This window comes from Pseudomonas sp. RIT-PI-q (assembly GCF_001297125.1).
Classification (GTDB): Bacteria; Pseudomonadota; Gammaproteobacteria; order Pseudomonadales; family Pseudomonadaceae; genus Aquipseudomonas.
Map to the genome: position 1 here is coordinate 188,555 of NZ_LHPC01000040.1, position 18,971 is coordinate 207,525.

An 18,971-nucleotide genomic window follows, 5' to 3' on the forward strand; every position below is an offset into this window, starting at 1 on the left:
CAATCCTGTATAACTTGTGGTGAATCATGTCCATCATCAATTACGTCACCAAGATCCAGTTCGGCTACGACAGCCTCCAGCACCTGGCCGCCGAGGCCGAGCGCGCGGGCATTACCCGTCCGCTGATCGTCACCGACATCGGCGTGCGCAATGCCGGTATCGTCGACAAAGTCATCGCCGCCCTCGGTGGTAGCCGCACCCCGGCGATTTTCGACGCCACTCCGTCCAACCCCAACGAACACGCCGTCCGTGAAGCCGTCGCGCAATACCGCAGCGGCGAGTGTGACGGCATCATCGCCGTCGGCGGTGGTTCTTCGATCGATTTGGCCAAAGGCGTGGCGGTCTGCGCCACCCATGACGGCCCGCTGCAAAGCTTTGCGGTGATCGAAGGCGGACTGGACCGCATCACTTCTGCCACCGCGCCGCTGATTGCGATTCCGACCACGGCCGGCACCGGCAGCGAAGTCGGTCGCGGCGCCGTCCTGATCCTCGACGATGGTCGCAAGGTGGGCGTAATCTCACCATATGTGGTGCCTCGCGTGGCCATCTGCGACCCGGAACTGACCCTGGGTCTGCCACCGATGCTCACCGCTGCCACCGGCATGGACGCGATCGCCCATTGCATCGAAACGTTCCTGGCCCCGGCCTTCAACCCCGCCGCCGACGGCATTGCCCTCGACGGCCTGTGGCGCGCCTGGGAACACATCGAACGTGCGACCGCCGAACCCGGTGATCGCGAAGCCCGAATGAACATGATGAGCGCGTCGATGCAGGGCGCGCTGGCCTTCCAGAAAGGACTCGGCTGTGTGCACAGCTTGTCCCACGCCCTGGGCGGGATTAATCCGAAACTGCACCACGGCACGTTGAACGCCATCTTCCTGCCTGCGGTCGTCGACTTTAACGCCAACGCCCCAACCGTCAGAGACGAACGCAAGCTTGAGCGTCTGCGTCACGCCATGGGCCTTGAGGCCGGCGCGAACATCGGCACGGCCATCGAGGACATGACTCGCCGCCTGGGCCTGCCGACCCGCCTGAGCGAAATCGGCGTCGACGAGAGCCTGTTTGCCGGCATCGTCGAGGGCGCGCTGCACGATCACAGCCACAAGACCAACCCCCGCGAAGCATCGTCCGCGGACTACCTGTCGATGCTTGAACAGTCGTTGTAAACAGCCGCTATCCAACAACAATAAATCAGGAGGCAGCCGCGGCGTCGAACGTGATTCGACGCCAGCGGAACAATCATGAAGCCCACCGTCCTTATCGAACGGCAAGAATCCATTGCCATCGTCACCCTCAGTCACCCAGGGAAAATGAACGCCCTGACCCTGTCCATGTGGCAGGACCTGGGGGATGTCATGACTGAACTGTCCGCCGACGCCAGCGTGCGCTGCGTGGTGTTGCGCGGTGCTGGCGAACAAGCCTTTGCCGCCGGCGCCGATGTCAGTGAGTTCCCGAGCGTGCGCGCCAACCAGGCGCAAGCCCGCGTGTATGCCGAGGTCACGTCAGCCGCCATGCGTGCGGTCGTCGAATGCCCGCACCCGGTCATCGCCATGATCCACGGCGTGTGTGTCGGCGGTGGCCTGGAAATCGCCGCACTGTGCGACCTGCGCATCTGCGGCACCTCCAGCCGCTTCGGTGCGCCGGTCGGCAAACTTGGCCTGGTCATGTCCTATGACGAAATGGCCGGTCTGGTGGCATTGGCCGGACGCTCGACGACCCTGGAGATTCTCCTCGAAGGTCGCATCCTCGACGCCCAGGACGCCTACGTGAAAAACCTCGTGACCCGCGTCGTCGCCGATGCCGAAGTCGAATCTGAAACCCTCGCCACCGCCCAGCGCATCGTCAACGGCGCGCCCCTCGTCGCCCGCTGGCATCGCCAGGCCGCCCTTCAACTTGAAGCCGGCGTTGCCCCCACGATCGATCAGATCGACGCCAGTTATTCCTGCTACGACACCGAAGATTTTCAGATCGGTCTGAACGCTTTCATCGCGAAAGCCAAACCACAATTCAAGGGGAAATAACATGGGACCGCTGACAGGAATGCGCGTGGTAGAACTGGCTCACATCATGTCCGGCCCGGTGTGCGGGATGATGTTGGCCGACATGGGTGCCGACGTGGTGAAGGTCGAGAAAGTCCCGGACGGTGATGATTCGCGCCGCTTCTCGCCGATCATGGCCAGCGGTGAGTCCGCCTCGTTCATGGTGGTCAACCGCAACAAGCGCGGCATTGGCCTGAACCTGAAAACCGAGGGCGGGCGCGACGTGTTGCGCCGCCTGTTGATGGACGCAGACGTGGTCACGGAAAACTACCGTGCCGGCACCATGGAAAAATTCGGCCTGGGTTATGACACCCTGAAAACCCTCAACCCAGGGCTGATTTACTGCGCGATCTCCGGTTACGGGCGCAGCGGGCCATTCGGCGAGAAAGGGGGTTTCGACCTGATCGCCCAAGGCATGAGCGGCATGATGAGCATGACCGGTGAAGCCGGCCGTGAACCGGTCAAGGCCGGCTCGCCAGTGGCCGACATCAACTCCGGCATCCTTGCCGCCCTCGGTATCTGCGCAGCCTATGCCGCCAAACAGAAAACCGGTCTCGGCCAGATGGTCGACACCTCGTTGTTCGAAGCCGGCCTGCAACAGATGTACTGGCCAGCGGCGGCGTACTTCGCCGATGGCACCATCCTGCCGAAAATGGGTTCGGCCAACTCCACCAGCGCACCGTATCAGGTGTTCCGCACCGCGGACGGCTGGATCAACATTGGCGCCGCCAACCAGGCCAACTACGAGCGACTGGTCGAAGCCCTGGCGCTGCCGCAACTGAAAGCCGATCCACGTTTCGCCAGCAACGCGCTGCGCATGGAGCACCGCCTGGCCCTGGTGGACATCCTCAACGAAGTGCTGGTCGCACGCACCACCGATGAGTGGATGGTGTTGTTCGACGGTCTCGGCCTGCCTGCCGGACCGGTCCTCGACATCGCCGCCGCGCTGGCCCACCCACAAACCAAAGCCCGAGGCATGGTGGTTGAAACCGAACACCCGACCGAAGGCCGGGTGCGCGGCATGGGCCTGCCGATTCACTTTTCCGACATGGACAACGCGGCGCCGCCGACCAGTCGACACGCCCCGCTGCTCGGCGAACACACCCGCGAAGTGCTGAAAGAAAGCGGCTACTCGGAAAGCGAAATCGATGAGCTGATCAAAACCAAAGCCGTGGTGGCCCTGGCGTCCTGAACCTGTAGGAGCGAGCTCGCTCGCGATGGGCGTGAACGATGACACGTGCGTCCTGGATGAACGCGACGCCCTCAGGTTTTTCGCGAGCAAGCTCGCTCCCACAGACCGATTTTTAGAACAACTACAAAAACAATAAGGTGAACATCATGAGCCGTATCTTGACCGAGGCCGTAAGCCGCCGATCATTTCTAGTATCTGCCGGCGTCACCGTCGGCGGCGCATTCGCCGCCAACCTGCTGCCGTCCAGTGTCTTCGCCGCGACCAAACCGATTGTGTTGCGCTACACCAGCAGCCTGCCCGACACCCATCCGTTGAACAAACAGATGAAGGCCGCTTCGGAAGCGATCAAGGCCGAAACCAACGGCGCCGTGGACCTGCAGGTGTACGCCAACGGCGCCATGGGCGGCGACACCGACATGCTGTCCCAGGTGCGCGCCGGGGCGATCGATTTCATTCCATTGCCAGGCGCGATTCTCTCCACGCTGGTGCCGGCCATGTCGATCGAAAGCATGCCGTTCGCGTTCAAGGACTACGAGAGTGTCTGGGCCGCGCTCGACGGCAAGCTGGGCGAACACGTGCGCGCCAAGACCGAGAAGGTCGGCCTGATTCCGATGGAGAAAGTCTGGAACAACGGCTTCCGCCAGATCACCAGCTCGACACGCCCGATCTACACGCCGCAAGACCTCGCCGGTTTCAAACTGCGCGTGCTGGTCAGCCCGCTGTGGACTTCCATGTTCAGCGCCCTGGGTGCCTCCCCGACCGGTATCAGCATCAACGAAACCTACTCGGCGCTGCAAACCAAAGTCGTCGATGGCCAGGAAAACCCGCTGGTGGTGGTCGAGTCCGCGCGCTTCTACGAAGTGCAGAAATACTGCTCGATGACCGACCACATCTGGGGCGGTTTCTGGATCGTCGCCTCGGGCAAGACCTTTCCAAAACTGCCTGCCGATGTGCAGGAAATCGTCTCCCGACAGATCAACGCCGCTGCGCTGGTCCAGCGTCAACAGGTGATCGACCTCAACTCCAGCCTGGAACCGTCCCTGACCGCCCACGGCATCACGTTCAACAAAGTCGACCGTGCATTGTTCAGGACCGATCTGCAGTCCAAAGGCTTCTACACCCAATGGAAAGACAAGTACGGCCCGGAAGCCTGGAGCTTGCTCGAGCAGTACGCGGGTCAACTGTCCTAAGCCGGAGACAAGGTCATGAAAAACGAACTACCAATGACGGATGTTTCTCCCGCTGAACGACTCAGCCCGCACCACACCACCTTTCGTCTTGGCCGCGCACTCGACACTGGCCTGCGCTGGCTGACCGAGGGCAGCGCGGCGTTGCTGGTGGTCGTTGAAGTCACGCTGCTGTTCTGCAATGTGTTCTCCCGTTACGTGCTCAACCAGCCCATCGTCTGGGGCGACGAACTGGCCTCGCTGCTGTTTCTGTGGCTGGCGATGCTCGGTTCGGTGGTGGCAATGCGTCGGGGCGAGCACATGCGGCTCACCTCGTTCATCGGGCGCTTGCCTGCGGAAAAACGCGCCTTTGTCGACACCTTGGGCGCGGTGATCGTCATCACCTTCATTGCGCTGCTGTTCACACCGGCCTGGGAGTACGTCAGCGACGAGTGGATCATCACCACCGCCGCTCTGGAAATCCCCAACGCCTTTCGCGTGTCCGCCATCGCGGTCGGCCTGAGCCTGATGCTGATGACCTGTGTCGCACGGCTGTTGACAAGCGCGCGGCTGATCGACTTCTCCGTGTCGGTGGCGATGCTGGCCTCACTGGCCGGTTTGCTGTGGGCGGCTGAAGGCACGTTGCTGCTGATGGGCAACTGGAACCTGGTGCTGTTTTTCATGATCGGGGTGATGGCGATGATCGTCATCGGCGTGCCGATCATGGTCGCGTTCGGTCTGGCCACCGTGGCGTATCTGTCGACCATGACCAGCACACCGCTGACGCTGGTCGTGGGTCGCATGGACGAAGGCATGGCGAGCCTGATCCTGCTGGCCATTCCGTTGTTTGTGTTCCTGGGTGCACTGATCGAGGCCATGGGCATGGCGCGGGCGATGATCCGCTTCCTCTGCTCGTTGATCGGCCATGTGCGTGGCGGCCTGTCTTATGTGCTGATCGGCGCCATCTATCTGATCTCCGGCATCTCCGGCTCCAAGGCTGCCGACATGGCGGCTATCGCGCCGGCGCTGTTTCCGGAAATGAAGAAACGCGGTGAGGATGAAAACGAACTGGTGGCGATGCTCAATGCTTCCGGTGCGATGTCGGAAACCATTCCGCCAAGCCTGGTGCTGATCACCATCGGCTCGGTGACGGGCGTGTCGATTTCCGCACTGTTCACCGGCGGCTTCATGCCCGCCGTCGTCGGTGCGATTGCCATGGCGGCGGTGATCTGGTGGAAGAACCGCAAAGGCGAGGCCTCCACCGGCAAACGCGCCTCGGGCAAGGAAATCTTCCACTCGCTGCTGGTCGCATTACCGGCGCTGGCCCTGCCCTTCGTGATCCGCACGGCGGTGGTTGAAGGGGTCGCCACCGCCACTGAAGTCGCCGCCATCGGCGTGGCTTACACCTTTATCGTCGGTCTGCTGTGCTATCGCTGCTTCGATTGGCGCCGTCTGTATCCGATTCTGGTCAGCACCGCGTCGTTGTCCGGCGCAATCTTGATCATCATCGGCAGCGCGGCCGCCATGGCCTGGGCGCTGACCCAGTCGGGCTTCTCGCACCAGTTGGCGCAGGTGATGTCGACCGTGCCGGGCGGTGCGATGGGCTTCCTGATCATCTCTGCGGTGGCGTTCATCCTCCTCGGCAGTTTTCTGGAAGGCATTCCGGCCATCGTCTTGTTCGGGCCGCTGCTGTTTCCAATTGCCAAGGCCATGGGCATCAACGACGTGCATTACGCCATGGTCGCGATCTTCGCCATGGGCCTGGGCCTGTTCGCGCCCCCGTTTGGCGTGGGTTTTTATGCCGCGTGCGCGATCGCCAAGGTCGATCCGAGTGGCGCCATGCGCCGGGTCTGGCCGTACCTCGGAGCACTCGTGGTGGCTCTCGGCGTGCTGATCGCTGTGCCCTGGATTTCTATCGGTTTCCTGCCGACCAAATGACCCCCCTTTGCCACCCCGCCGATGGTCGCAGCCCCGACTGTCGGCACTCAAACTCGAGGTCGCTTATGAATTTCTCCACGCTTCAAGCAGGCACCGCCACCGAGCGCCGACTGATCGTCGACCGCGAACGCACCATCTCGTTTCTCGGCGAGGACTTGCGCATCTACGCCACGCCCCGGCTGGTGGATGACATCGAACAGACCTGCCTCGACTACCTGCTCGGCTTCCTCGGTGAAGGCGAAAACACGGTCGGCGCGGCGGTCGACATTCGCCATGTCGGAGCCACGCTGCTGGGCATGTCGGTGAGCATCGTCGCCACGGTCACCCGCATCGAGGGGCGCAGCGTCACCTTCAATATCGAGGTGCGCGATGACGTCGAACTGGTCGCCACGGCGGCGCATACCCGGGTGATGGTCAACGTCGCCAAACTGCGCAGCCGCGTCCAGGCCAAGGCCGAAGCGGCTGCCGCCGGAGAAGTCGAAGACGGCGTGCTCAGCCCCTCCCAATTTGCGTCGCGCTGAGTCAAGGGACGACGTCATGATCACCCTCCATGAACGCAATGGCTTACCGAACCTCGCGGCCGAGGATGCGCTACCGATTGTCGACGCTCACCATCATTTGTGGGACCTCGGCAACGGGCGTTATCCGTGGCTGCAGGATGAGTATCACGAGGAGTTTTTTCTTGGTGACTATCACAGCCTGTGCCGTGATTTCTTGCCTGAGCACTTCCTCGCCCTGACCGAAAAACAACGGTTGGTCGGCACGGTGCACGTCGAGGCCGAGCGTGCCCGCGATGAGCAGGTCGCCGAGACCCGCTGGCTGGAACAGGTGAATGAACGCTACGGTTTCCCGAACGCCATTGTCGCCCACGCCTGGTTCGATCGCGAAGACAGCGCCGAGATTCTCGCCGCCCAGGCTGCCCGGCCACTGGTGCGGGGCATCCGCTCCAAACCGGTGACCTCGGCGTCACCGGATGTCTCGATTGCCGGCGCCAGCGGCACCATGCAGGACCCGAAATGGCTGGAAGGGTTTTCGCGACTGGCTCATCACGGACTGTCATGGGATCTGCGGGTGCCGCCGTGGCATCTGGCCGAGGCCGCTGAAGTGGCGGCAATGTTCCCGCAGATCCGGATTGCCCTGAATCACACCGGTTTCGCCTGGGATCGCAGCCCGGAAGGCATGGCGCGCTGGCGCAAGGGCCTGGAAGCCCTGGCCTTGCAATCGAACGTGCACATCAAGCTCTCGGAGTTCGGCCTGAAGGATTCGCCCTGGATCTACGATGACAACCGCGTGGTGGTGTTGACCGCACTGGAAATCTTCGGCCCCGAGCGTTGCATGTTCGCCAGCAATTTCCCGGTCGCCGGTTTGCGTGCGTCCTACGACACGATTGCCGATGGCATGGCCGCGATGCTCGCGCCCATGGGTCGCGCCGTGCAGGAAGCGGTGTTCGCCGGCAATGCCCGGCGCTTTTATCGACTGGAGGAACAGCATGGATAACGTATCGGCCATCGACTGGCGTGCGCGCTTTTTGGCCAGCGGCGAAGATGCCGACTTGCCCATCGTCGATGCTCACCAACACTATTTCGACATCGAAGCCCATTACTACCCGTGGCTGAACGATCGCCCGTTGCGGCCGTTTCGTTATGGCGATTACTCGTCGATCTGTCGCAATTTTCTGCCCGAAGACTATCGCCCACTCACAGGCAGTCATCGCATCGTGCAGACGGTGGTCATCGAGGGCGAATGGGACCCGGCGACGCCGGCCGATGAGGTGGATTTTGTCGCGTCGCTGGCGAAAACCGAGCCGACGCTGGGCGCCATGGTCGGTCAGGCTTGGCTGGATCGTGAAGATGCCCCGCAGCTGTTGCGTCAGTACGGCGAGCACCCGCTGGTTCGCGGTGTGCGGCACAAGCCGACGGTGACCAGCCGTGAGGCATGGCGTGACGATTTTGCCGCGCCGGGCTCGATGCGCGATTGCCGTTGGCGCGAAGGTTACGCACAACTGGCTGAAAACGGCCTGCACTTCGAGTTGCAGGCGCCGTGGTGGCATTTGCCGGAGGCCGCCGAACTGGCCAGGGATTTTCCCGACGTGACCATCGTGGTCAATCACACCGCGCTGCCGTCCGATCGTTCCGACGAAGGTCTGGCCGGATGGCGCGAGAACCTTGCCCTGTTGGCCCGCGAGCCAAACGTCGCCTTGAAGATTTCCGGCATTTGCATTCCCGGCGAGGCGTGGCCCGTCGAGTCGAACCGCGTGGTGGTCAACGATGCGATTTCGATTTTCGGTGTCAGCCGCTGTGCGTTTGCCACCAATTACCCGGTCGATGGCGTCGTGAACGGCATGAGCGAAATTCTCGACGGTTTCAAAACCATCGTCCGGGACCGCTCCCGCGCCGATCGGCTGGCCCTGTTTCATGACAACGCCCGGCGTATTTACCGGCTGACTTGACCCTCATTTGAACAGCTCATCAGGAGTTCCCATGTTTGAAGTTTCAGGCCACAACTACATCGCTGGCACTCGCTCGGCAAACGGTTCGACCACGCTGCAAAGCCACGACGCCAGCACCGGCGAAGCACTGCCCTATCGTTTCCATCAGGCAACCGTCGATGAAGTGAATGCGGCGGCACAAGCCGCGGCCAGCGCGTTCCCGACCTTCCGTAACCTGTCGGCCGCGCGCCGCGCCCAGTTTCTCGATGCCATCGCCACGGAACTCGAGGCGCTGGATGATTCGTTCATCGCCCTGGTGTGCCGGGAAACCGCCCTGCCCGCCGGGCGCATTCAAGGTGAACGAGCGCGCACCAGCGGCCAGATGCGCCTGTTTGCCACGACGCTGCGACGCGGCGATTTCTATGGTGCGCGTATCGACCGTGCGTTGCCGGATCGCCAACCGTTGCCCCGCGCCGACCTGCGTCAATACCGCACCGGGTTGGGCCCGGTCGCGGTGTTCGGTGCCAGCAACTTTCCACTGGCCTTCTCCACCGCTGGCGGCGATACCGCAGCGGCACTCGCGGCCGGTTGCCCGGTGGTGTTCAAGGCCCACAGCGGGCACATGGCGACCGCCGATTACGTCGCCGATGCGATCACTCGCGCGGCGAAAAAAACCGGCATGCCTGATGGCGTGTTCAGCATGCTCTACGGCAGCGTCGGTGAGGCGCTGGTCAAACATCCGGCTATTCAGGCGGTCGGTTTCACCGGTTCGTTGCGCGGCGGTCGAGCGTTGTGCGACATGGCGGCGGCGCGGCCGCAACCGATCCCGGTGTTTGCCGAGATGAGCAGCATCAACCCGGTGCTGCTGATGCCGGAAGCCCTGAAGGCACGCGGCGACAAAATCGCCAGCGAACTGGCTGCCTCCGTGGTGCTCGGCGCCGGTCAGTTCTGCACCAACCCCGGTCTGGTGCTGGGCATTCGCTCGCCAGAGTTCAGCGCATTCCTTGAACGTTTCGCGGCATTGATGGGCGAGCAACCTTCGCAAACGATGCTCAACGCCGGCGCGCTGAAAAGCTATTGCCATGGCCTGGATAACCTCCGTGCTCACAGCGGCATGACGCATTTGGCCGGTGCCGAGCAACAAGGCAATCAGGCGCGACCACAATTGTTCAAGGCCGATGTCAGCCTGTTGATCAGCGGTGACGAGCTTTTGCAGGAAGAAGTGTTCGGCCCTACCACCATCGTGGTGGAAGTTGCTGATCAGGCCGAGTTGCTCCAGGCATTGCACGGCTTGCGAGGCCAGTTGACCGCAACCCTGATCGTCGAGAACGCGGAGCTGAACACCTTGCACGAGGTGCTGGCGCTACTGGAACAGAAAGTCGGGCGCGTGCTGTTCAACGGTTACCCCACCGGCGTCGAAGTCAGCGATGCGATGGTTCACGGCGGGCCGTATCCGGCGACCTCGGATGTGCGTGGCACGTCGGTCGGGACGCTGGCGATCGATCGTTTTCTGCGCCCGGTGTGTTTCCAGAATTGCCCCGACAGCTTGCTTCCCGAAGCGCTGCAGAACGCCAATCCGCTGGGCATTAACCGATTGGTCGACGGTGTCAGCGGACGCGATGCGCTGTAATCCACCCAAGTTGCGCTGTCACTAACGCCCACTGCTAACAACAACTCCCGCGCCTGTTGAAAAACAGGCGCCGGGCTCTTTCGTCTCAAAAAACGCTGCATCCACACAACAACAAAAACAGAGGAAGTCTCATGCAAGTTCAACGTCACCCGACACTGCGTTTATCCAAAATGATGTTGGCGGTCACCGCTGCCGTTCTGCTCAATTCAAGTATTTCCCAACTAGCGGTTGCAGAAACCGCACCAACCGCGACGCCAGCGCCTATGCAATGTGCAACTGAAGCGACACCGCGTTACACCAAAACCCCGACCGGTTACCTCATGGTGCTGCGCATGGGCGACAACGCCTTTAAAGAGCTGACCAAACTGGCCATCGCCGAAAAGATCCCGAGCGCCTCCATCAGCGGTATCGGCTTTGGCAACGTGAAGTTCGGTTTCTGGAACAAGGATAAAAAGGACTTCGACGCCAAGACCTTGAACAGCGTCGAGATGGCCAGCATCACCGGCTCCGTGGCGTGGAAGAACGACCAGCCTTCGATCCACATGCACGGCGTTGCCGGTGACGCCACATTCCAGGCCTATGGCGGCCACATCCTCGACTTTGAAGTCACCACCGGCTCGATGGAAATCACTGTCATCGTCCATCAGCGTCGTCTGGAACGCGGGATCGATCCGTGCATCGGGGCAAACGTGTTGGGTATTTAACCCAAGACCCTTTAACCCAAGAGCATCGCTCCCGCAGGCATCGAACGTTGCCGAGTTTCGCGCTGGCGGGAGCCATCCATACATAGCATTCGCGGACCAGTCCGCTCCCAACTTCAAATTACAAAAATAAGAGGGGCGATACACATGAGCGGTAAGAAGACGGCGGTAACTTTTGCACTGGGTGCCCTTGCACTCAGCACCCAGGCACAAGCGGACTTCCTGAGTGACAGCAAAGCCACCCTGGGGATGAGAAATTTCTATTTCAATAACGACAACCGCGACGGCACGGCCACCCCTTCGAAAACCGAAGAGTGGGCGCAGGGTTTCATGCTGGACTTCAAGTCCGGCTACACCGACGGCACGGTTGGTTTTGGTGTCGATGCACTGGGGTTGATGGGGATTACCCTGGACAGCGGCAAAGGACGGCACGTCGGCAGCAGCATGATTCCTTCGGACAGCGATAACAGCGCTGTCGACGAGTGGAGCCGGTTGGGGTTGACCGGCAAGGTCAAAGTCTCGAAGACCGAACTTCGCCTGGGCACACTGATGCCGAAGCTGCCGATCCTGGTGTCCAACGACGGTCGCCTGCTGCCACAGACCTTCGAAGGCGGGCAAATCACCTCGGGCGAATTCAAGGACCTGACCCTGACAGGCGGACGCATCGAACATGCGACAGGCCGGGGTTCAAGCGATCAAACGGGCCTGGCCGCTACGGGCGGCACCCGTGAAAGCAACGAATTCGACTTCGCCGGCGCCGACTGGAAGGTCACCAAAGACCTGACCGCCCAGTATTACTTCGCCAACCTCGACAACTACTACACCCAGCAGTTTTTCGGCCTGATCCACACCTTGGCCATCTCGGACAACCAATCCCTGAAAACCGACCTGCGTTACTTCAACACAGACTCGTCCGGTGAAAACAGCTCAGGCACGACAGGCTACAGAATCAGTGGTTTCACCAAAAACGGTGATGGCGAGATCGACAACCGCACCTGGAGTGCCGCGCTGATTTACACCGTGGGCGCCCATGCCATCACGGCGGGTTACCAAAGCGTGTCGAGCGACAGCGGCTTCACTCAACTCAGCCAAGGCAACCTGCCAAACAAGGGGGCCGGCGGCGCCAGTCTTTATCTGTACACCGACCGCCTGATTCAAACCTTCACTCGCGCAGGCGAACGCACGTCTTTCGGTCAGTATGCTTATGACTTTGCGGGCTTGGGTGTGCCCGGCTTGAAGGCGTCGGTCATCTACCTCAGCGGCGACAACATCAAGACCACCACGGGCGACACGCAAAAGGAATGGGAGCGGGATATCGCCCTGGACTACACGATTCAATCCGGAGCACTCAAGGGTGTCGGGTTTGGCTGGCGTAACGGCAAGTCCAACAGTGAAGCGAGCCGTGACCAGGACCAGAATCGCTTGATCGTCAGCTACAGCATTCCGCTGCTTTAACACCGCCACACCCCCGCTATTGCGCGCACTTCGAGGATGCTGGCCTGGCCTCTTACCTCAGCGCTGACCTTGCGTCAGCGCTTTGTTTTTTCTGGCCGAATAAAATCACTGCACGCGATTGCGCCCGTTGCGCTTGGCCAGGTAGAGCGCATCGTCCGCACGGGTCACGAGCGTTTCCAGGGTATCGCCGGCCTTGGACAGCGCCACACCAAAGGACGCCGTGATCGTATCGAGCACCGTGTCCGTTACGCGCGCCTTGATCCGCAATGACTGAATTTTCAGGCGCAGCTGTTCAGCAAACGCGCGCGCACTGTCGAGATCGGTGCAGCCTTGCAGGATCACGCAGAACTCTTCACCGCCATAACGCGCCGCCACGCCTTCGGGTGGCAGCGATTTACGCAGCACCAAGCCGACGTGCTCGAGTACCCGATCGCCCAACGGATGACCGTACTGGTCGTTGAATTGCTTGAAGTGATCGATATCCAGCATGACCAGCGCGACTGTTTCAGGCGATTTGCGCATGGCCTTTTCCAGCACGCGGTTGAAGGCATTTCTGTTCAGCACCTGGGTCAGCCCATCCAGCGTGGCAGCCCGGCTGGTACTCTCGAGCTTGTCACGCAGGGCCTTGATCTCGTTTTGCGCGGCGCGCAGCTGGAAGAGAAAAAGCGCTTGCTGATCCTGCATCAACTGAGTGCTTTGTTGCAGCTCGTTGAGGATGTTCGGCAGGTTTGTGTCCAGCGGCGCCTCAAGCATTTCCAGGCAATGGCCCAAACTGTCCTGATAATCGCGACTGCCGCTGACGCTGCGCGAGACGTCCCGCTCCATGCCATCGACCAGATTGATCGCTTGCTGCTGCCCGGCCCGGGCGTCTTCCAGTTCGTCACGAATGATGTATTCGCGAAACAGCTTTGAAGCGGATTCAGGCGGGAAACTATCGAAGTCCTTCACCACACGATCCAGGTGGCGATTAAGTTCGGGCTCGACACCTTTGCTGTAGGTATACCAGAGGGCGTAGTGCACCGGATTGGGCGGAATGTTGTGACGCACCATCAGCGGCACGGCCTGCTTGAGCAACGCAGCCGCTTCGCGGGAATCCTCGGGATATAACGCTAGAGCATTTGCACGTGTCTCTGATTGGTTCATGCCGTCACTGTTGTTTATTAAAGGAAAACGGAAAGTAGCCGGAGCATAACCGCACGCAGGGCAAACAGCCATGTCCCTGCGGACTGCGTTGCAGGAAAAAAACAGGGGGACGTTCGAAATAAACTGAACTGGCATTGAGCCACTAGTGTCGTAGCGGCATACCAGGAGAATCGGATGAACCGCCCTCGGCATTTTCAAATCACCTATTGCTTCAACAAGCAGCGGCACATTTTTGTCCAGCCAGACTCGCACATGACCGATGAAGACGCCTGGTACTACGCGTGCCTGCACGCGGGCGTGGATCTTGTGTATGGGGAAATCCACTCTGAACATAACGACGCGCAACTGCGTGAACACGCTGAAAAGTCCGGTTTGACGCAGGTCAAATGGGAAGAACTGCCATAAAGCCCCTGTAACCGCTGGCGAAGCCTGCTTCCGGCTCCTGTAGGAGCTGGCTTGCCAGCGAAGGCTGCCTTATGAGCAACGTAGAATTTGAGGTTCTCTTCGCTGGCAAGCCAGCTCCTACAGGTCGCGGCCCTAAAACACGCGCAAACGAAAACGCCGCTCATTGAGCGGCGTTTGCGTTTTAAGCGGGCTCAGCGAAGTCGACGATCAACAACACTTCGGCCCGGCCTTGCTTCCGTAGCGGGCTTCCTGACGTTCGCGGAAGAACATCTCGTAGTCCATCACCGGCTTGTCCGGGTGTTTGCTTTGCATGTGCTCGACGTAGTTGTCGTAGTCGGGCATGCCGACCATCAGGCGCGCGGCCTGACCGAGGTATTTACCGAGGCGACTCAGGTCATTGAACATGGTTGCAATCCTCGATCACGCGTCCGGAATGGCCTGGAATGGCGCTTCTTTATCGGTACGTTCTTTAGTACCCCAGGCGGCAACACCGACCTTGAGCGCAAAGAACAGGATGCTGAAGACCACGAACAGGAACAGCGCCGTCAGCGTTGCGTTGGTGTACGCGTTGTAGATCACGTGCTGCATCTGCTCAATGCTTTTGGCCGGGGCCAGCACCTGACCGTTGGCCAGGGCATCGCTGTACTTCTTGGCCAGGGCCAGGAAACCGATCGCCGGGTTGGCGTCGAACAGCTTGATGAAGCCTGCGGTAACGGTGCAGATCAGCAGCCAAACGGCGGGCAGCATGGTCACCCAGACGTAGCGTTGGCGTTTCATTTTGATCAGTACGACGGTCGCCAACATCAGCGCGATACCGGCCAGCATCTGGTTGGAGATACCGAACAGCGGCCACAAGGTGTTGATGCCACCCAGCGGGTCGATCACGCCTTGGTACAGCAGGTAACCCCACATCGCCACACAACCGGCGGTGGCGATCAGGTTGGCGGTCCAGGAATCAGTGCGTTTCAGCGCTGGCACGAAGGAACCGAGCAAGTCCTGCAGCATGAAGCGCCCGGCACGAGTACCGGCGTCTACCGCGGTGAGGATGAACAGCGCTTCGAACAGGATCGCGAAGTGATACCAGAACGCCATGGTGTTTTCACCCGGCAGAACGTGGTGCAGGATCTGCGCGATACCGACCGCCAGGGTCGGCGCACCGCCGGCGCGAGCCAGGACAGTGGTTTCACCGATGTCCTTGGCCACCGCTTGCAGCGCTTCCGGGGTGATTGCAAAGCCCCAACTGCTGACGGTTTGTGCAACCGAAACAGCATCGGCGCCGACAATCGCCGCCGGGCTGTTCATGGCAAAGTACACGCCCGGGTCAATCACCGAAGCCGCGACCATGGCCATGATGGCGACGAACGATTCCATCAGCATGCCGCCATAACCGATGTAGCGGGCATGCCCTTCGCTGGCCAGCAACTTCGGCGTGGTGCCGGAAGCAATCAGCGCGTGGAAACCGGAGACCGCACCACAGGCAATGGTGATGAACAGGAACGGGAACATCCCGCCCTTCCACACCGGCCCGGTGCCATCGATGAACTGGGTCAGCGCCGGCATTTTCAGCTCGGGCATGGTGATCAGGATGCCGATCGCCAAGGCGACTATGGTGCCGATTTTGAGGAACGTGGACAGGTAGTCACGTGGCGCCAGAATCAGCCACACCGGCAGTACCGCAGCGACGAAACCGTAGCCAATCAGCATCCAGGTGATCTGGATTCCGGTGAAGGTGAAGGCTTTGGCCCAAACAGGGTCGGCGGCAATCTGCCCGCCCAGCCAGATCGAACCCAGCAGCAACAGCACGCCGACCACGGAGATTTCACCAATGCGGCCCGGGCGGATGTAGCGCATGTAAATGCCCATGAACATCGCGATCGGGATGGTCGCTATCACCGTGAAAATGCCCCACGGGCTTTCGGCCAGGGCCTTGACCACGATCAGCGCGAGCACCGCGAGGATGATGATCATGATCAGGAAGCAGCCAAACAGCGCGATGGTGCCGGGGATGCGGCCCATTTCTTCACGAACCATGTCGCCCAGGGAGCGGCCGTTGCGGCGGGTGGACATGAACAGGACCATGAAGTCCTGAACCGCACCGGCCAGCACCACACCGGCGATCAGCCACAGCGTGCCGGGCAAATAGCCCATCTGCGCCGCCAGGACCGGACCGACCAGCGGCCCCGCGCCAGCGATGGCGGCGAAGTGGTGACCGAAGAGCACGTGTTTATTGGTCGGCACGTAGTCCAGACCATCGTTGTTGAGTACGGCGGGCGTCGCGCGATTGGGGTCGAGTTGCATCACCTTGGTGGCGATGAACAGGCTGTAATAGCGATAGGCGACGAGGTAGATAGCAACGGCTGCGACTACGATCCAGAGGGCGTTGATCGCTTCGCCGCGGCGCAGGGCCACGACACTCAGCGCAAACGCTCCAAGGACAGCCACGGCAAACCAGGCGAGGTGTTTAGCCAGACGGGGCATAGCGTGTCTCCTGCCGACAGCCAGTGGACTGCGGCGGTAATTTTTATAATTGTGTCCGCTGTGCGGAGCTGGCCCAATATCCCCGCATGCCGTCTACAAATAAATCCGCGTTACTACGTACGCAGCGTCTACGTAGTTCTACGTAGACCACCCCAATCCCCCTGTAGGAGCGAGCTTGCTCGCGATAAACGCCGGAACACCGCGCGCCTCCCGGTAACACGCGTTTTCGTTGACGCCCCTCGCGAGCAAGCTCGCTCCTACAGGCTGCCCACCGGTCATTCCGTCCAGCAGCGCTACAGGGCGGGCGTATCTTTGGCATATGATGCCGGGCCCCGCCTTCCCTCGGTCCGGTCAGGAGCACCGATGCAGCTCAAACACAAAATTGTCGCGCTCGGGATTCTGCCGCTGGTGTTGGCGATCGCCGTCATCTGCGCGCTGGTGATTTCCCTGAACCGCCAATTGGGCGATCAACAGGCGCAGCTGATCGAAGACAGCATTCTGGCCAGCAAACGCGCCGAACTGAAAAACTACGTCGAAATGGCGCAAAGCCTGATCGCCCCGCTGTACGACGACGGCCACGGTGACGCGCGCGCCCAGCAACAAGTGCTCGAAGAACTGCGCAAACTCAGCTTTGGCATCAACGGCTACTTCTTCGTCTACGACCGCGAGGGCCGCAGCCTGATGCACGCGCGGCAGTCGGATCTGGTGGGCCAATACCTGTGGGACATGAAAGACCCGCACGGCCTGCCCGTGATCCAGGCGCTGCTGAAAAGTGCGCAATCGGGCGAAGGCTTTCAACGCTACGCCTGGAACAAGCCCTCTTCCGGCCAGGTGACCGACAAGCTCGCCTACGTGGTGATGCTGGATCGCTGGGGCTGGATGCTCGGGACCGGCATCTACCTCGAAGACGTCGAGCGCGCCACGCAGCAAGCGCGGGCCGAGGTCGCGCAGGGCATCCGCAAAACCATGATGGCGATTGCCGTCGTCGCCCTGGTGGCGGTGCTGTTCGTCTTCGCCAGCGGCATGACGCTGAACGTCAGCGAACATCGCCTGGCGGACAAAAAACTTCAGCGTTTGACCCAGCGTATCGTCAGCTTGCAGGAGGAGGAACGATCCCGGGTTTCCCGCGAACTGCACGACGGCATCAGCCAGGTGCTGGTCTCGATCAAGTTTCAATTCGAGCTTGCCAGCCTTGTGCTGGAGAGCGGACAAGACAAGGGTTTGAGCATTCTAAAAGAGGCCACCGAGCGCCTGGGAGACGCGATTGGCGAAGTTCGCAGCCTCTCCCACGACTTGCGCTCGTCGCTGCTCGACACCCTCGGCCTGCCAGCGGCCATCGGTCAACTCGCCGCCGAATTCGAGCAACGCAGCGGGCTGGTAGTGACCTACGACGACAACGAGTTCGACTGTGATTTGGTCGATGGCGCCGCGGTCTCGCTGTTTCGCATTGTGCAAGAAGGCCTGACCAACATCGAACGCCATGCACAGGCCAAAAACGTCTCCATTACCCTGCACGGGTGCGAAGAATCCGTGCGATTGACCGTGGTCGACGACGGCATCGGTTTCAACGTTGCCCAGGTCGAGCGTCGACACGCGGGCATCGGCCTGCGCAATATCCGTGAACGCGTCGAGCATTTTGGTGGCCGCTTCGACCTGATCTCGATGCCGGGTAGAAGTGAACTGGACGTTTGGCTGCCGATGAAAATGCCCGGCACAAAACGCTGACGCGCCCCCCAACAACAAGAGTGAATGCCTGCGATGAACCTGCCCTACCCGATCCGCGTCGCCCTGGTCGACGATCACTCCCTGGTCCGCGACGGCATCAAAGCCTTGCTCGCGGTGATGGCGCCGCTGGAAGTGGTGGGCGAAGCCGAGAACGGCGCGGACGCGATCGAGATGGTCGGACGCTGCAAGCCGGACCTGTTGCTGGTCGACATCAGCCTCAAAGACATGAACGGCCTTGAACTGACCCGCGTGCTACGCAGCCAGTACCCGTCGCTCAAGGTGCTGATGCTGAGCATGTACGACAACAATGAGTACGTCAGTGAATCGGTGCGCGCGGGTGCGAGTGGCTACGTCCTGAAAAACTCGCCATCGCGGGAAATCATCGCGGCCATCGAAGCCATCGCCAGTGGCGGCACGTTCTACAGCGCCGAAATTGCCCAGAGGCTCATCGCCGATAAAAGCACCGACAACGAGCTGACACCGCGCGAAAGTCAGGTGCTGTACAAAATGGCGCAAGGGCTGAACAACAAGGAAATGGCCCGGGAGCTGGACATCAGCGTCCGCACAGTCGAAACCCATCGCCTGAGCATCCGCCGCAAACTCAACATCGACAAACCGGCGGCGCTGGTCAAATACGCTATCGATCACGGGATCATTTCGCGGTAACCCAT

The 18,971-nt window shown here is 61.0% G+C and carries 17 protein-coding genes; 14 read left to right on the forward strand and 3 right to left on the reverse strand.

Annotated elements, in window-relative coordinates; all coding sequences use genetic code 11:
- Nucleotides 1-26 precede the first annotated feature (26 nt).
- The 11 genes from AEQ67_RS22490 to AEQ67_RS22540 all read left to right on the forward strand — a co-directional run bounded on the left by AEQ67_RS22490 (nt 27) and on the right by AEQ67_RS22540 (nt 12,549).
- Complete coding sequence (locus AEQ67_RS22490; protein WP_059406014.1) at nt 27-1,166, forward strand: iron-containing alcohol dehydrogenase; 1,140 nt, start codon at nt 27-29, stop codon at nt 1,164-1,166.
- A gap of 75 nt (nt 1,167-1,241) precedes the next feature.
- On the forward strand, nt 1,242-2,021 hold the full coding sequence (locus AEQ67_RS22495) for an enoyl-CoA hydratase-related protein (protein ID WP_059406015.1): 780 nt from the start codon (nt 1,242-1,244) through the stop codon (nt 2,019-2,021).
- Between the two features lies 1 nt (nt 2,022).
- Nucleotides 2,023-3,231 (forward strand): CaiB/BaiF CoA transferase family protein, encoded by a 1,209-nt coding sequence (locus AEQ67_RS22500; protein ID WP_059406016.1) that lies wholly within the window; start codon nt 2,023-2,025, stop codon nt 3,229-3,231.
- 146 nt (nt 3,232-3,377) lie between these two features.
- Nucleotides 3,378-4,421 carry a TRAP transporter substrate-binding protein gene (locus AEQ67_RS22505; RefSeq protein WP_059406017.1) on the forward strand — a complete coding sequence of 348 codons (1,044 nt, stop codon included), beginning with the start codon at nt 3,378-3,380 and terminating at the stop codon, nt 4,419-4,421.
- 15 nt (nt 4,422-4,436) lie between these two features.
- Entirely contained in the window at nt 4,437-6,335 is a 1,899-nt protein-coding gene (locus AEQ67_RS22510; RefSeq protein WP_059406018.1) for a TRAP transporter large permease, read from the forward strand.
- A gap of 65 nt (nt 6,336-6,400) precedes the next feature.
- A complete protein-coding gene (locus tag AEQ67_RS22515; protein ID WP_059406019.1) occupies nt 6,401-6,856 on the forward strand; it encodes a thioesterase family protein in 456 nt (151 codons plus the stop codon).
- Between the two features lie 16 nt (nt 6,857-6,872).
- On the forward strand, nt 6,873-7,832 hold the full coding sequence (locus AEQ67_RS22520) for an amidohydrolase family protein (protein WP_059406020.1): 960 nt from the start codon (nt 6,873-6,875) through the stop codon (nt 7,830-7,832).
- Nucleotides 7,825-8,784, forward strand: coding sequence for an amidohydrolase family protein (locus tag AEQ67_RS22525; RefSeq protein WP_059406021.1), 960 nt, complete (start codon nt 7,825-7,827; stop codon nt 8,782-8,784). The genes AEQ67_RS22520 and AEQ67_RS22525 overlap by 8 nt, the downstream gene beginning before the upstream one ends.
- A 31-nt stretch (nt 8,785-8,815) precedes the next feature.
- On the forward strand, nt 8,816-10,393 hold the full coding sequence (locus AEQ67_RS22530) for an aldehyde dehydrogenase (NADP(+)) (protein ID WP_059406022.1): 1,578 nt from the start codon (nt 8,816-8,818) through the stop codon (nt 10,391-10,393).
- Nucleotides 10,394-10,524: 131 nt separating this feature from the next.
- Nucleotides 10,525-11,097, forward strand: a complete 573-nt coding sequence (locus AEQ67_RS22535; RefSeq protein ID WP_059406023.1) for a PPC domain-containing DNA-binding protein — start codon at nt 10,525-10,527, stop codon at nt 11,095-11,097.
- Between the two features lie 144 nt (nt 11,098-11,241).
- A complete protein-coding gene (locus tag AEQ67_RS22540; RefSeq protein ID WP_059406024.1) occupies nt 11,242-12,549 on the forward strand; it encodes an OprD family porin in 1,308 nt (435 codons plus the stop codon).
- A gap of 105 nt (nt 12,550-12,654) precedes the next feature.
- Here the strand turns inward: AEQ67_RS22540 and AEQ67_RS22545 are convergent, their stop codons facing one another.
- Nucleotides 12,655-13,692 carry a GGDEF domain-containing protein gene (locus tag AEQ67_RS22545; RefSeq protein ID WP_152974894.1) on the reverse strand — a complete coding sequence of 346 codons (1,038 nt, stop codon included), beginning with the start codon at nt 13,690-13,692 and terminating at the stop codon, nt 12,655-12,657.
- 174 nt (nt 13,693-13,866) lie between these two features.
- Between AEQ67_RS22545 and AEQ67_RS22550 the strand changes: the two genes are divergently transcribed.
- Nucleotides 13,867-14,097 carry a DUF6555 family protein gene (locus tag AEQ67_RS22550; RefSeq protein WP_059406026.1) on the forward strand — a complete coding sequence of 77 codons (231 nt, stop codon included), beginning with the start codon at nt 13,867-13,869 and terminating at the stop codon, nt 14,095-14,097.
- Nucleotides 14,098-14,304: 207 nt separating this feature from the next.
- On the opposite strand, the gene AEQ67_RS22555 is transcribed toward AEQ67_RS22550, so the two are convergent.
- Nucleotides 14,305-14,502: a YbdD/YjiX family protein gene (locus AEQ67_RS22555; RefSeq protein WP_059406027.1), complete on the reverse strand. Its 198-nt coding sequence runs from the start codon at nt 14,500-14,502 to the stop codon at nt 14,305-14,307.
- A 15-nt stretch (nt 14,503-14,517) separates the two neighbouring features.
- Nucleotides 14,518-16,575: a carbon starvation CstA family protein gene (locus tag AEQ67_RS22560; protein ID WP_059406028.1), complete on the reverse strand. Its 2,058-nt coding sequence runs from the start codon at nt 16,573-16,575 to the stop codon at nt 14,518-14,520.
- Nucleotides 16,576-16,938: 363 nt separating this feature from the next.
- On the opposite strand from AEQ67_RS22560, the gene AEQ67_RS22565 reads away from it, so the two are divergent.
- Entirely contained in the window at nt 16,939-18,300 is a 1,362-nt protein-coding gene (locus tag AEQ67_RS22565; protein ID WP_059406029.1) for a cache domain-containing protein, read from the forward strand.
- Between the two features lie 33 nt (nt 18,301-18,333).
- A complete protein-coding gene (locus tag AEQ67_RS22570; RefSeq protein ID WP_059406030.1) occupies nt 18,334-18,966 on the forward strand; it encodes a response regulator in 633 nt (210 codons plus the stop codon).
- Nucleotides 18,967-18,971 lie beyond the last annotated feature (5 nt).

What these genes read in the sequence shown, in the direction of transcription:
- AEQ67_RS22560 (WP_059406028.1), bottom strand. Translation starts at nt 16,575, where the DNA reads ATGCCCCGTCTGGCTAAACACCTCGCCTGGTTTGCCGTGGCTGTCCTT.
- AEQ67_RS22545 (WP_152974894.1), bottom strand. Translation starts at nt 13,692, where the DNA reads ATGAACCAATCAGAGACACGTGCAAATGCTCTAGCGTTATATCCCGAG.
- AEQ67_RS22495 (WP_059406015.1), top strand. Translation starts at nt 1,242, where the DNA reads ATGAAGCCCACCGTCCTTATCGAACGGCAAGAATCCATTGCCATCGTC.
- AEQ67_RS22515 (WP_059406019.1), top strand. Translation starts at nt 6,401, where the DNA reads ATGAATTTCTCCACGCTTCAAGCAGGCACCGCCACCGAGCGCCGACTG.
- AEQ67_RS22565 (WP_059406029.1), top strand. Translation starts at nt 16,939, where the DNA reads ATGCAGCTCAAACACAAAATTGTCGCGCTCGGGATTCTGCCGCTGGTG.
- AEQ67_RS22510 (WP_059406018.1), top strand. Translation starts at nt 4,437, where the DNA reads ATGAAAAACGAACTACCAATGACGGATGTTTCTCCCGCTGAACGACTC.
- AEQ67_RS22555 (WP_059406027.1), bottom strand. Translation starts at nt 14,502, where the DNA reads ATGTTCAATGACCTGAGTCGCCTCGGTAAATACCTCGGTCAGGCCGCG.
- AEQ67_RS22570 (WP_059406030.1), top strand. Translation starts at nt 18,334, where the DNA reads ATGAACCTGCCCTACCCGATCCGCGTCGCCCTGGTCGACGATCACTCC.
- AEQ67_RS22540 (WP_059406024.1), top strand. Translation starts at nt 11,242, where the DNA reads ATGAGCGGTAAGAAGACGGCGGTAACTTTTGCACTGGGTGCCCTTGCA.
- AEQ67_RS22550 (WP_059406026.1), top strand. Translation starts at nt 13,867, where the DNA reads ATGAACCGCCCTCGGCATTTTCAAATCACCTATTGCTTCAACAAGCAG.
- AEQ67_RS22520 (WP_059406020.1), top strand. Translation starts at nt 6,873, where the DNA reads ATGATCACCCTCCATGAACGCAATGGCTTACCGAACCTCGCGGCCGAG.
- AEQ67_RS22530 (WP_059406022.1), top strand. Translation starts at nt 8,816, where the DNA reads ATGTTTGAAGTTTCAGGCCACAACTACATCGCTGGCACTCGCTCGGCA.
- AEQ67_RS22490 (WP_059406014.1), top strand. Translation starts at nt 27, where the DNA reads ATGTCCATCATCAATTACGTCACCAAGATCCAGTTCGGCTACGACAGC.
- AEQ67_RS22505 (WP_059406017.1), top strand. Translation starts at nt 3,378, where the DNA reads ATGAGCCGTATCTTGACCGAGGCCGTAAGCCGCCGATCATTTCTAGTA.
- AEQ67_RS22525 (WP_059406021.1), top strand. Translation starts at nt 7,825, where the DNA reads ATGGATAACGTATCGGCCATCGACTGGCGTGCGCGCTTTTTGGCCAGC.
- AEQ67_RS22500 (WP_059406016.1), top strand. Translation starts at nt 2,023, where the DNA reads ATGGGACCGCTGACAGGAATGCGCGTGGTAGAACTGGCTCACATCATG.
- AEQ67_RS22535 (WP_059406023.1), top strand. Translation starts at nt 10,525, where the DNA reads ATGCAAGTTCAACGTCACCCGACACTGCGTTTATCCAAAATGATGTTG.